At 40.5% G+C, this 12,304-nt stretch carries 14 protein-coding genes; 10 read left to right on the top strand and 4 right to left on the bottom strand.

The features are described from left to right. The first annotated feature begins 80 nt into the window (after positions 1-80). The 8 genes from NR125_RS05380 (at position 81) to NR125_RS05345 (ending at position 8,055) form a co-directional block, all read left to right on the top strand. The gene (locus NR125_RS05380) at positions 81-281 is read left to right on the top strand and encodes a hypothetical protein (protein WP_009332950.1); all 201 of its coding nucleotides are present in this window, start codon (positions 81-83) and stop codon (positions 279-281) included. A 226-nt stretch (positions 282-507) separates the two neighbouring features. Next, positions 508-2,028 (top strand): rhomboid family protein, encoded by a 1,521-nt coding sequence (locus NR125_RS05375; protein ID WP_071156971.1) that lies wholly within the window; start codon positions 508-510, stop codon positions 2,026-2,028. A gap of 173 nt (positions 2,029-2,201) precedes the next feature. Then, complete coding sequence (locus NR125_RS05370; protein ID WP_009332948.1) at positions 2,202-3,662, top strand: spore germination protein; 1,461 nt, start codon at positions 2,202-2,204, stop codon at positions 3,660-3,662. Positions 3,663-3,822: 160 nt separating this feature from the next. Then, positions 3,823-4,023, top strand: coding sequence for a YqgQ family protein (locus tag NR125_RS05365; protein WP_071156973.1), 201 nt, complete (start codon positions 3,823-3,825; stop codon positions 4,021-4,023). Between the two features lie 19 nt (positions 4,024-4,042). Next, positions 4,043-5,005 carry an ROK family glucokinase gene (locus tag NR125_RS05360; protein ID WP_071156975.1) on the top strand — a complete coding sequence of 321 codons (963 nt, stop codon included), beginning with the start codon at positions 4,043-4,045 and terminating at the stop codon, positions 5,003-5,005. A 143-nt stretch (positions 5,006-5,148) separates the two neighbouring features. Next, positions 5,149-6,336 (top strand): M14 family metallopeptidase, encoded by a 1,188-nt coding sequence (locus tag NR125_RS05355; protein WP_071156977.1) that lies wholly within the window; start codon positions 5,149-5,151, stop codon positions 6,334-6,336. Between the two features lie 224 nt (positions 6,337-6,560). Then, on the top strand, positions 6,561-7,724 hold the full coding sequence (locus NR125_RS05350) for a YqgU-like beta propeller domain-containing protein (RefSeq protein ID WP_019380410.1): 1,164 nt from the start codon (positions 6,561-6,563) through the stop codon (positions 7,722-7,724). A 16-nt stretch (positions 7,725-7,740) separates the two neighbouring features. After that, positions 7,741-8,055, top strand: coding sequence for an MTH1187 family thiamine-binding protein (locus NR125_RS05345; RefSeq protein WP_256814792.1), 315 nt, complete (start codon positions 7,741-7,743; stop codon positions 8,053-8,055). 98 nt (positions 8,056-8,153) lie between these two features. Here NR125_RS05345 and NR125_RS05340 read toward each other — a convergent pair whose 3' ends face one another. Both NR125_RS05340 and NR125_RS05335 read right to left on the bottom strand, forming a co-directional pair. Next, positions 8,154-8,327, bottom strand: a complete 174-nt coding sequence (locus NR125_RS05340; protein WP_009332942.1) for a DUF2759 domain-containing protein — start codon at positions 8,325-8,327, stop codon at positions 8,154-8,156. 125 nt (positions 8,328-8,452) lie between these two features. Next, positions 8,453-8,932, bottom strand: a complete 480-nt coding sequence (locus NR125_RS05335) for a hypothetical protein (RefSeq protein ID WP_009332941.1) — start codon at positions 8,930-8,932, stop codon at positions 8,453-8,455. Positions 8,933-9,020: 88 nt separating this feature from the next. On the opposite strand from NR125_RS05335, the gene NR125_RS05330 reads away from it, so the two are divergent. Together NR125_RS05330 and NR125_RS05325 are read left to right on the top strand one after the other, a co-directional pair. Further along, positions 9,021-9,656, top strand: coding sequence for an MBL fold metallo-hydrolase (locus NR125_RS05330; protein ID WP_009332940.1), 636 nt, complete (start codon positions 9,021-9,023; stop codon positions 9,654-9,656). Between the two features lie 206 nt (positions 9,657-9,862). Beyond that, a complete protein-coding gene (locus NR125_RS05325) occupies positions 9,863-10,924 on the top strand; it encodes a class I SAM-dependent methyltransferase (protein ID WP_256814791.1) in 1,062 nt (353 codons plus the stop codon). Positions 10,925-10,969: 45 nt separating this feature from the next. On the opposite strand, the gene NR125_RS05320 is transcribed toward NR125_RS05325, so the two are convergent. Beyond that, positions 10,970-11,215, bottom strand: coding sequence for a DUF2626 domain-containing protein (locus NR125_RS05320; RefSeq protein WP_009332938.1), 246 nt, complete (start codon positions 11,213-11,215; stop codon positions 10,970-10,972). 150 nt (positions 11,216-11,365) lie between these two features. Continuing rightward, a complete protein-coding gene (locus tag NR125_RS05315) occupies positions 11,366-12,064 on the bottom strand; it encodes a helix-turn-helix transcriptional regulator (protein WP_071156981.1) in 699 nt (232 codons plus the stop codon). Between the last annotated feature and the right edge of the window lie 240 nt (positions 12,065-12,304).

The following is a 12,304-nucleotide window of genomic DNA, read 5'->3' as shown; positions in this document are numbered from 1 at the left end:
GGCTGCGGATTTTATTTTGTTCTGAAGCATGGATAAAAATTATTTCCTCTTCTCACAATAAGGAAGAGGAGGGATTTTTAATGTCTCGATTACTATCCATATTTATGATAGGGCTTGGTACTTATTTTGCCTATCATAACCGTTATCGATTGATTAATGTTATTTTTGGGAACGTCTTTTTGCGGAAACTGCTAGTCACTTCAGTAATGAGTTTTCCGCTTGTCCGCGACAGGATGATGAGCTCTGTTTTCTCTTCTGGGCAATCGGAAGGGCAGCAATAATGTAAAGAAAAGCTGCAGCGCCTCCCCCCGACACCTCAAGGGGGGAGGCGCTGCAGCTAGACAGTTGTCAACATTCAGGATTTTATTTTTTTAGTAATTAGACCGTAATGGTCTTTTTATTTTGGATAAATATTTAGGTGCTTTTTCTTTTACAAAAGGTTTCTTTTTTGCCTATAGTTAAATAAAGTATTGAAATCATTGCAACATATAGAGAGTGGGGGAAGAATTGGCCGTTCAAGAGGATTATTTATTTTGGAAACTTGCGGATTATTTCATATCTGATCAGGGGTACAGAATGATTCAGCTATCTGGTGATCAGGATGAATTATGGCTTGAAAAGATGGAGCATAAAACGATTAAGGCAATCAGGCTCTTAAAATATAATCTTGACTGGAGCAATTGGCTGCAGCGGGATATCGAAGTTACTGCCCAAAAAGCAGAATCTGTCAGGAAGCAGCTTGGCAAAAGGGAGATGCCGGTATTAAATATCTATGTCACTAAGTACCTGCCTGTAGATGACTATGAATTCCGCATCACAGTCCCCTTCATGCCTGAAAATGCGAAAACCTCTGTCCAAACCCTACTCATTGAGTCCGGCAAACCGGATAGCCTTAGTGCGATTGAGGCCATTTTTGAAAAACCGTTAACGTTTCTGTCCGGAAATTATACGGAAATGGATGTTGATGCACTGAAACATGCCGCTCTTTCTAAAGCAGTAAAAACAGCGAAGAAAGAAAAGGAAATGTTTAATTTTGGGAAGCCCTTCTTTACGTATATATTCATTTTTATTCAAGTTGCTGTTTTTCTAGTTTTGGAAGCAATGGGCGGGAGCACAGATACATCGACTTTAATCAAGTATGGAGCTAAATTCAACCCATTAATTCTTGATGGGGAATGGTGGAGATTTTTGACCCCGATTGTTCTCCATATTGGGCTGCTGCATTTATTAATGAATACACTTGCCTTATTTTATCTAGGTTCGGCAGTAGAACGCGTGTATGGAAATTTAAGGTTCCTATTCATCTATTTGGCTGCAGGTTTTGGCGGGACATTAGCCAGTTTCATTTTTAGTCCTACCCTTTCAGCTGGGGCAAGCGGAGCTATTTTTGGCTGCTTCGGTGCACTTTTATATTTTGGGCTCATTTATCCAAGTCTTTTCTTCCGTACAATAGGATTTAATATACTTGTCGTATTGGGGATCAACCTTGCATTTGGGTTTACCATTCCAGGAATTGATAACGCAGGCCATATCGGCGGGCTGATTGGCGGATTTCTTGCTACTGGCATTGTGCATTTTCCCAAGAAGAAACGGCCATTGCTCCAGTTCCTGTTTTTAGCAGCATCATTCTGTCTGGCGGCTGGATTGTTGAAATATGGTTTCAATGAACCAGGAAGGCTTTTAAATGAACAGACTGCAATGGTGATGGCCCAGGAGCATATTAATGCTGAAGAGTATGAAAAGGCTCGTTCAATGCTTGCTGATTTTGTTAAGGAAGGGAATGCCTCTCCAGAAGCTTATTTTCTGTTATCATATGCGGAAATAAAAGCGGGACAACTGGAAGAAGCAAAAGTGCATCTTCTCCATGTCGTTAAGGAAGAAGCCTCTTTCCACGAAGCACATTATAATCTGGCACTGATCTATTTAGAAGAAGATAACACGGAAAAAGCAAGGCATCATGCTCAAAAAGCCGCTGGTCTTAAATCGGAACAGGAAGAGTATCAAAAGCTATTAAACCAAATAGAATAAAAAAACAGCTGATATTTTACTGAATTTTCAGCTTACTCCCCAGGAAATAATATCTTCATTTCCGGTGAATTTTCATGAATCATGCCAATCATTGGTATGATTTTTTTTTTGCATGTCTATGATGTTGAATAGTATGCAAGGAAAAGAATGGAACAGAATGCTGAGGTGGGATTTTGGAGAAAGTCAGAAGAGAGCCTGTAAAGGTTTCGCTGAAAGAAAATATAGAATATCTTAGAGATGCACTTGGAGTTGAAAAAAGCTTTGATGTGATTCAGCTGGATGTTGAATATGCAGAAAGGGAAATGGCCCTATATCTTGTAGATGGCTTTGTAAAAGATGATATATTGCACTATCTGATGAAAATGCTTGCAGGATTGGATGCTGGTCAGCTGGAAGGGGATACGCTTTCCAGGTTAATAAAAACGTATATACCATATGTTGAGGTTGAAACCACTGATGATCTGAATAAAGTTGTGGATATGGTGCTGGCTGGTCCAACTGCATTAGTCGTGGATGGTGTCGATGAAGTGATTCTCATTGATGCCCGTACATATCCTGTAAGAGGCCCACAGGAGCCTGATATCGAACGTGTTGTCCGCGGTTCAAGGGATGGTTTTGTCGAAACACTCGTCTTTAATACAGCCTTAACGAGGAGAAGAATTAGAGACCGGACACTCCGCATGGAATATATGCAGGTGGGCAGGCGGTCTAAAACAGATGTTGTTGTCAGTTATATTGAAGACATTGCAGATCCTGAAATGGTCCAAAAAGTTAAGGATTCTATTTCTAAGATTGACACTGATGGGTTGCCAATGGCTGAAAAATCAATAGAGGAATTCATTTCTGGCCGGCATTGGAATCCATATCCGATGGTAAGATATACCGAGAGGCCTGATACAGCAGCAACCCATCTTTATGAAGGGCATGTCTGCATCATCGTCGATGGTTCGCCCAGTGTGATTATTACACCGACAACCTTCTGGCATCACCTGCAGCATGCTGAGGAATACCGGAATAAGCCCCTTGTGGGTGCATATTTGCGATTTGTCCGCTTTTTGGCTGTCTGGGCGTCCATTTTTCTTTTGCCTTTATGGTACTTATTTGCTATAGAGCCACAGCTGCTGCCTGATGCATTATCATATATCGGGCCGAATGAAACAGGACAGCTGCCATTAGTCATTCAGTTCCTTATGATAGAGCTCGGTTTGGATATGCTGAGGATGGCTGCAATCCATACTCCATCCGCACTGGCCACTGCACTCGGACTGGTGGCTGCCCTGATGATTGGCCAAGTAGCTGTTGAAGTTGGATTGTTCATTAATGAAGTAATTCTTTATTTAGCAATAGCAGCAATTGGAACTTTTTCAACACCAAGCTATGAAATGAGCCTGGCCAACAGGCTGATAAGAATCGCCCTGCTGATTGCAACAAGTATTTTCCATACTTATGGATATGTAGCTGGCATTATGCTGCTGATAATCATGCTGGCGAGAATGAAATCTTTTGGAGTGCCATACCTGTGGCCATTCATCCCTTTCAATCTGAGAGCATTCAGGGATGTATTGCTCAGATCGCCAATACCATTGAAGAACAGGCGGCCGCGTTTCCTGCATCCCAAAGATCCAGATCGCTAAATGTAAAAAAATCCCTTCCTGGCTGCTGTGCCAGGAAGGGATTTTTTACGTTAGTCCAGGAATCTTATTTATTTCCAGGAGCTTGTCCATCTTGAGAAGGATGGACATTTAGATTATACTTTATTGTGGTATAAACTTATCGATAAAGCAGAGGTACAGAATGAAAACCATTTATGATATACAGCAATTCCTGAAGAAATATGGGACAATTATCTACATAGGGAATCGTGAAGCTGACTTGGAGCTTATGGCTGCGGAATTAAAAGAGCTATATGATTCTCAGCTTATTGATGTGAAAGATTTCCAGAGCAGCATCTTGATTTTACGGACTGAAATTCAGAATCTTAAAGAGAAAAAATAGACAGAAAAGGTGATGGAGTTTGGCAGAGAAATGGCTGGTTGGGGTAGATTTAGGCGGAACAACTACAAAACTTGCTTTTATCAACTATTATGGGGAAATCATTCATAAATGGGAAATTCCCACTGACAATAGTGAAGAAGGAAAAAATATTACGATAAATATAGCTAAAGCCATCGATCATAAATTGGAGGAACTGGATATAAGCAAGGATAAAATCATCGGCATTGGCATGGGGGCTCCAGGTCCTGTAAATCTTGCAACAGGTGTTGTATATAACACTGTTAATTTAGGCTGGAAAGATAATTACCCGCTGAAGGATTTGCTTGAAGTGGAAACATCGCTTCCAGTCATCATTGATAATGATGCTAACTGCGCTGCTCTGGGCGAAATGTGGAAGGGAGCCGGAAATGGCGCTAAAGATCTTGTATGTGTAACACTTGGCACAGGTGTCGGCGGCGGAGTAATTGCCAACGGAGATATTGTGCAGGGAGTCAGCGGAGCTGCAGGTGAAATTGGCCACATTACTTCCGTTCCTTTTGGCGGTGCTCAGTGCAATTGCGGAAAAACGGGCTGCCTTGAAACAATAGCATCAGCTACAGGCATTGTCCGACAGGCTCTTGAAAACCTAAAATCGGGTGGAGAAGGGGTTCTTTCCAATTTATATAGGGAGAATGGGTTTATCACAGCAAAAGATGTTTTCGATTCAGCAAGGAATGGGGATGAAGCATCTCTTCTGGTAGTCAATGAAACAGCTATGCACCTGGGACTGGCATTGGCAAATATAGCAAATACCTTGAATCCGGAAAAAATAGTATTAGGCGGAGGAGTATCCAAAGCAGGTGATGTCCTGCTGAAGCCTGTTATTGAAAACTTCGCTAAATTTGCGTTTCCAGGAGTGAAGGAATCCACCGTCATAGATATTGCCACATTGGGCAATGATGCCGGCGTAATTGGAGCAGCCTGGCTTGCTAAAAATAAATAAATAAATTGAAAAAAGCGCCTGATTGCGTGCAGGTGCTTTTTTCTTTGCCCACTTTCGACACTGCGGATTCAAATTAACACAGGTAAACAGTCATCTTTTTTTCTTTTTCTCATAAAATTGAAATGATGGAAAGGGGGAGAAAGATGAAAGTCAAAGTCCGGTCCGGAGACTCCATCTGGTATTACAGTCAGCTCTTTATGGTGCCAATCAATCTCATTGCTGATTCCAATCCCGGCGTAAATCCTGCATTGCTGCAGATAGGCCAGGAAATTAATATTCCCGGCTTTACACTGCAAAATCATACGGTAAGACCAGGAGACACCTTTTGGAAGCTGAGTACTTCCAGAAACCTCTCTGTAGATGCTCTTCTCCTGGTTAATCAATCCCTTAATCCAAACAGTCTGGCCCCTGGTACAGCCATAAAGCTGCCAAGGCGGGTAATAACTCCCATTGTATCAGGCAGGAGAAGTTATGATTACAAAGCTTTAACAGCCGATATTACCATGCTGTCGGATATTTATCCGTTCATAAAGGTAAATTCAATTGGCCAAAGTGTCCTTGGAAAGCCAATTCAGGAGATACGTCTGGGAAAAGGGAATAAGAAAGTGCAAATTAATGCATCCTTTCATGCAAATGAATGGATTACAACCCCTATATTAATGGCTTTGCTGAACAGCTTTCTCTTATCCATAACAAATGTCCGGCCGATAAGAGGCGTGTCAACAATGCCTTTATATAATTCCGTTGACCTTTCCATAGTGCCAATGGTGAATCCTGATGGAGTAGATCTTGTCTTAAATGGGCCACCTCCAGAACTCAGGGAAGAAGTGATTGCCATAAATAGGGGAAGCACTGATTTCACAGGCTGGAAGGCAAATATTAGGGGTGTGGATTTAAATAATCAGTATCCTGCCAAATGGGATTTTGAAAAAGAGAGAAGTGAACAAAATGCTCCGGCACCAAGAGATTATCTTGGGGAAGCCCCGTTAACAGAACCAGAAGCCATAGCAATGGCGGAACTGGCAAAAGATAATCAATTCGATCGAATGCTTGCCTTCCATACACAAGGAGCAGAATTTTATTGGGGATTCGAGGGATTGGAGCCGCCGGAATCACAGGTACTCGCGCTAGAGTTCGAGCGTGTCAGCGGGTATAAAGCAGTTCAATACATTGATAGTTTTGCGGGTTATAAGGATTGGTTCATACAGGAGTTCCGGAGACCGGGATTCACAATTGAACTTGGAAGAGGCATCAATCCCCTGCCCCTGTCACAATTTGATGATATTTATGAAGAAGTGCTGGGCATTTTTCTTGCATCGCTTTATATGTGAAAAATTAACCTTGAAAATGTTTCTTTATTGTATTTTAGTCAAACAGACATTAAAATAACTATCATACTAACTTCACAAGCCAATAGTTCTATGGTAACCGGCCGCTTTTCCAAATCGAAGACGGAAAAACGGCTTTTTTCTATTAAATACATTAATTCTATTATTTTTGAAACATTTTCATGCCGTTTACGTACTTATATTTAGGGAGATAAGGAGGTGCGGATTTGTTGGACACTCAATCTACATATCAAGGGAAGCTTCTTTTTTTATTTTTTGTTATGATGGTTTCCCTATTTTTAATAACCGGCTGTGAACAGCCGGAAAAAGCAGAGATGCAGCAAAAAAAGAATCAAGAAACAGAAGCCTCTGAACCGTCCGCACCACCTGATAATGCTGAAAATAGGAACGTTAAGCCTATCCGGATTAAAGAAGGGGAATTTCAGGGAGCAAATGGCTGGCTCAGCGATGATAAAATTGTTTACACTGTAAGTGAGGGAACAGCTTCCAGGGTTTTTTCTTATAACCTCTTTTCTGGCGATCAAAATCTTCTCTATGAAAGTTCACATCCGATTGCGTCCGTAACGGTCAGCCCGGCTGGCAAATACATTCTGATTCGAACATCACCAGGAACCTATGAAGGAACTTTAACCGCGATAAAAGCAAATGGGAAAGTTGTTTGGGAGAAAAATATATCTGGCTTTGACTTTGCTGTTGAGTGGAACCCTTATCATGAAGAATCATTATTAATTTCTTCATTTACTGAAGACTGGGACTTTACTTCCTACCATATCGACATTGCAAAAGGTACATCAGAAGAATTAAACCTAAGGGAGCCTTTTGCCAAATGGGGGGATTCAAATCATCTTTTTTTCCTTGATTGGGGCAATGAAAACCCGTCACTTTTTGCACCGCTGGTTAAACAATCTATTGATGGAAATAATGAAACCAAGGTTTTGGCAGACATTTTTCAATTCGATGCTGCCAAAGACAGGCTAATGACCATCACTGTGCCGGCAGATCAGTCAGATCAGGCTATGTATACTTTTATGGATAATGATTTCAGGAAGTTATCTTCAATCTCAGTACCTCATTTGACAAGGTTTTCGGATTGGCTGGTACCGTATTATGACTGGACTCCTCAGGGCATCATAACTTTTCAGCCATTGTATAGCGCTGAAAGTGATATGTATGCAGGGGGATTTCAGCTTATATCCGTTGACAGTGAAACAGGAGATAAGGAAGTGCTTCTGGAAGACATGGAAAATGCGCCGCTCAGCTGCTCACCTAATGGGACAGCCTGTTTAGCGGGTTTTTATCTCGAAGAATTAATAATGCCTGACAAAAGAGAAATCTTTCGGTTAGTAGAACATAACGATAAGTCAAGTTAGATAGAGGGGAAAAGATATGGCTATTGCAGACGTTACTGTTATTCCAATTGGAACGGAAACACCAAGTGCCAGCAGTTATGTGGCAGACATTCAGCGTGTATTAAAAAAGTATGAAGAAAGCGGCAAAATCCGATTTCAGCTGACACCCATGAATACCATTATTGAAGGGGAACTTACTGATTTGTTTGAGGTCATCCAGGCAATGCATGAAGTCCCTTTTGAAAAAGGCCTAATGAGGGTGGCAACTAATATCCGCATTGATGACAGACGTGATGTCAAAAGGAAAATGGAAGAGAAGGTCCGAAGGGTTGAAAGTCAGTTAAATGGCTAAAATAAAAGGGCTCCCCATTGAGGGAAGCCCTTTTATTTTTTTAAAAGTCAAGCATCAGGCGTCATCTGCTAATGCTTAGCAGGCTCGTTGCGCTTTTCTTAGTGAACAGCAGGATATCCACTGTTAATTATGGTCATTACAGAGAACCATCCGAAAACAGCAAGTGTTCCTACAGCAAAAACCAAGCCAAGGAAGTTCTTGTTTTTCAGTGCGCTAAACGCACCAAAAGCTGCAAGAACTGCGACTAATGCAAAAATGATTGGTAGTCCCATTAAAACAGCCCCCTTTATTTCGTGATCAGCAGGCAAAAGCCATATCAAAATCATTCTTCAGGTTATATACCCATTATGTAAAACCCAAGTATATACATTCGTCCTTTATTTTATATTTTTTTCTTCTATTTGTCGAGGTCTAAAAATGACACTTGTATGTCATATGCTTCAGCAATGCCGATTATTAAATCCTTTAAGTGAAGTTCTGAAAAATAAACCAATGGCACTTCTTCTTCTTTTGCGGTAAAGACTAAATGCTCCTGAAATTGATAGACTGCCATCCGGACATCTTCTGCACTGCCCCCGGTTATAGTAAAGGCACTAAGGAGCTCGGTGAACAAGCAGAACCCGCTGTCTGTTTCTATGGCAAAGTCATCAAAAGTTTCTCCCTTTACACCAGATTTTATGTACCAGAGGTTAAAAAATTCTTCGAATAGCCCGGCTTCGACAAGTACACTTCTTGTGAATTCGGCATGAGCCATCTGCTCAAACAGAAACGTGCTCTGCTGAAAATCGAACAGTTCAGTCTCTTTTTTTATTAGATCCATGAATTCGGGCACATCTTGAATAATATAGCTGGCTTCAACACCAAATAGGATTTTCATCTTATTCTCCTTTTGCAGATATAAGGCATTCCATTCTGATATAGTGTAAAATAATAAACAATTAAACCAACACTGGGAGGTGTAAGCAATGGAATGGAATCAGATCCCTCTTGGCCCATTGCAAACAAACTGTTATGTTCTTTCGAATGAAACCAAAGATTGTTTAATCTTCGATCCGGGTGAAGAGAGCGGAAAACTAAGCGGTATTATTGAACAGAAAGGACTAAAACCTCTAGCTGTAATTCTTACTCATGCTCACTTTGATCATATTGGCGCTGTAGACGAAATAAGAGATGCATTTTCTATTCCTGTATACATACATGAAAAAGAAGCAGCATGGCTTCCAGATCCAGCCTTAAACGGATCTCACCTTTTTAAAATAGGCAAGCTGATAAAAGCAAGGCCCGCCGACCATATTATAACAGGGGAACAAGAGTTGAGCATAGGTGAATTTAACTTAAAAATTCTAGAGACACCAGGCCATTCTCCGGGCAGTATTTCACTATATTTTGAAGATGCAGATCTCGTGGTTGCCGGGGATGCTTTATTCAGCGGGAGCATTGGACGCACAGACCTGCCTGGCGGCAATCATCAGCAGCTTCTTGAAAGTATACATAATAAGCTTTTAACATTGCCTGAAGAAACAGAAGTACTCCCTGGACATGGACCGGTAACGACAATTGGGCAGGAAATGGATTCAAACCCCTTCCTGAATGGGTTCTGAATGTAAAATAGAAAAGCCCTTCTCCAATGAGAAGGGCTTTTCTGGGGGATGTTTTATTCATATAAAAAATGGGAGGGGATATAGTTAAGCTACTACATTAACAATATAACAGAGAAAACACTATGTCAATAGTGAAAAAAAGTGATCAAAACAAGATTGCATGGCTGTTTCCAATAAGCTAGAATTTTTGAAAAAAGGGAGTTCTTATGCGGAATTTTTTAATGAATTTTATAGAAAATACTCCTCAGCAAATGATCAGCTATGCTGAATATATCCAGCAGGCCCTGTATCATTCCGAATATGGTTATTATATGAAAAACACACCAAAAATTGGGCCGGCAGGAGATTATATAACAAGCAGCAATATTTCTGATATATATGGAAGGACGATTTCAAAGTGGTTTTTTCAGATGGCAAAGGAGTATAAGCTGCCTTTTCAGGTCTGCGAAATAGGGGGCGGAAATGGGCGTTTCGCCCGAGCCTTTATTGATGAATGGAAGCTTATTGCTGATGAAGAGATTCATTACTGCATTTTTGAAACAAGTCCCTATCACAGAAAGCTGCAGGAGGAACAGATTGTATTTTCTGAAAATATAAGACAAATAGATAGCTGGAATGAAATCACCCCATTTTGCGGCATGATTTTTTCAAATGAGCTGTTTGATGCCTTGCCCGTACATGTGGTTGAAAAAAGGAAGGATCAATTGCATGAAATTATGGTTACCGTAAAAGAAGGGGAGCTTGCAGAGATAGCTGTGCCATTAACAAATGGAGATATTTACTTATTTCTTGAAGAAAGCGGTCTGTCACTTAGCAATGGCCAAAGAATTGAAATTCCTCTGCAAATGGAACAGATGATCAAGAGCTTGTCTGCTGCTCTGGATAAAGGCATTGTACTGACTGCCGATTATGGGTATACAGATGAGGAATGGCAAGAGCCGATGAGAAGGGATGGAAGTCTTAGAGGCTATTACAAGCATTCTTTAATGAATAATGTACTCGAGCACCCTGGAAAGATGGATATAACCAGCCATATCCATTTCGATTCCCTGATCCGCATTGGAGAAAAGGAAGGGATGAACTTCCATTTTAAAATGAGGCAGGACGAATTCTTGCTGTCTGCAGGCATACTACAGGAACTTGAAGATCATTATGATTCTAACCCGTTTTCTCCTATCAGCAAAAGAAACCGGGCAATCAGAAGTCTGATTATGCCTTCAGGTATGAGTTCAGCATTTCACCTGGTTCTTCAGGCTAAGAAAATATGAGAAAAATAAAAAAGCGATGGTTTCATCGCTTTTTTATATCGGCAATTAGTGGCCGCCCGCGCCTGGTGTCATCATAAATGTTGACCAATAAGTGAAGCCTACGAAGAAAACAGTCAAGTATGCTCCAAAAACATAAATATACATACGTTCGGAAAGCTTTAAGTAGCTTAAAAGCAGGAAAAATCCTGTTTGGCCGAAGAAAATCAGGGACGTTGTATACATGTCGCCAAGGTAAAACATAACGGCGAAAATTCCCGTCCAGAAGCCTAATACTCTGTACATACGATCCATATGTATCCCTCCTTTTACCCTTACAAGTCCATCACTACAATATTATAAAGTAAATGCTTAATAAAAGTAAATAATGGTTTCAAAATAGTCCAGAAAAGAGCAGGAAAAACGATATGCTTGTTAAGCTGGTTTTTTCCTGGATCTGTTTTTTTAGTTTCCAACAAATGCCTGATAGGAGCATGCATCACAGCCAGTCAGCATATTTTGCTTTTCCACCAGCTGAGTAGAATGAAACAAACTTTCGAACATACCCTTCAAATATTCATTATGCATATTGCACACAGGCTCTCTGTGGCGGGCTGCAACTTCTTTAAATGGGCAATTATAAATTTGGAAATAGACAATAGTCTTTTCGGCGTTTACATCAAATTCAGGATGAAAACCTGACATATCGGCAGCATGCTTTAGGATGTTTAATTTCTGGTCAAAGGTAAGTTTTTCTGTGCCTGCAAATCTTTTAAGCTCTTGCTGGATCAGTTCTCTGCCAAATTTCTTTCCTGTCGAATACAGTGCCTTTCTGCCTTCTTCACCTAACTCCAGCATTGTCTCCAAGGTTATTTTTGCAAGCAGCTGATAATCCCTGTAAGGAAAATGCAGCTGAATCACGTCATCAGATAACCGATATAAGCGGCTTGGCCTTCCGCCTTTGCCTGTTTTTTTTGTTTCAGATACAAGCATATTGACATCTTCGAGCTTGGATAAATGCAATCTTGCAACATTGGGATGAATGCTGAAATTATCTGCAATCTCCTGTACGGTCACATCTTTATGTCTTTTCGTAATGTATTGATAAATATAATAGCGGGTTGGATCGGATAACACATTAGTTATTTTTAATGTTTGCTCCATTTATTGTCACCTCAAAAGGGTAATTTATTCCCGAGGTCATCAGCTGTCACTTATATGAATGAGCTGGCGCCTTCCTGGCATGCTTCCATTATAATACAGTCGATTTAGGTTAACACTGTAATCACTATAAGTTTAGAAAATGTTCACAAATGAAGTTTAATTACTTATACAAATGTGTATACGTTTATTGTACAAATGATGTACAATTTAAGAAAAATAATATTGAAGTTTGTGAGGAGA

Origin of the sequence: Cytobacillus sp. Bac17 (assembly GCF_024519925.1) — a bacterium.
Taxonomy (GTDB): domain Bacteria; phylum Bacillota; class Bacilli; order Bacillales; family Cytobacillaceae; genus Cytobacillus; species Cytobacillus pseudoceanisediminis.
The sequence above is the reverse complement of the archived record's forward strand: the minus strand, read 5'-3'. Positions and strand labels throughout refer to the sequence as shown.

Coding starts and splice junctions, on each gene's coding strand:
- NR125_RS05320 (WP_009332938.1), bottom strand. CDS start 11,215: ATGGATCGTATGTACAGAGTATTAGGCTTCTGGACGGGAATTTTCGCC.
- NR125_RS05340 (WP_009332942.1), bottom strand. CDS start 8,327: ATGGGACTACCAATCATTTTTGCATTAGTCGCAGTTCTTGCAGCTTTT.
- NR125_RS05345 (WP_256814792.1), top strand. CDS start 7,741: ATGGCTATTGCAGACGTTACTGTTATTCCAATTGGAACGGAAACACCA.
- NR125_RS05315 (WP_071156981.1), bottom strand. CDS start 12,064: ATGGAGCAAACATTAAAAATAACTAATGTGTTATCCGATCCAACCCGC.
- NR125_RS05335 (WP_009332941.1), bottom strand. CDS start 8,932: ATGAAAATCCTATTTGGTGTTGAAGCCAGCTATATTATTCAAGATGTG.
- NR125_RS05325 (WP_256814791.1), top strand. CDS start 9,863: ATGCGGAATTTTTTAATGAATTTTATAGAAAATACTCCTCAGCAAATG.
- NR125_RS05380 (WP_009332950.1), top strand. CDS start 81: ATGTCTCGATTACTATCCATATTTATGATAGGGCTTGGTACTTATTTT.
- NR125_RS05330 (WP_009332940.1), top strand. CDS start 9,021: ATGGAATGGAATCAGATCCCTCTTGGCCCATTGCAAACAAACTGTTAT.
- NR125_RS05365 (WP_071156973.1), top strand. CDS start 3,823: ATGAAAACCATTTATGATATACAGCAATTCCTGAAGAAATATGGGACA.
- NR125_RS05355 (WP_071156977.1), top strand. CDS start 5,149: ATGAAAGTCAAAGTCCGGTCCGGAGACTCCATCTGGTATTACAGTCAG.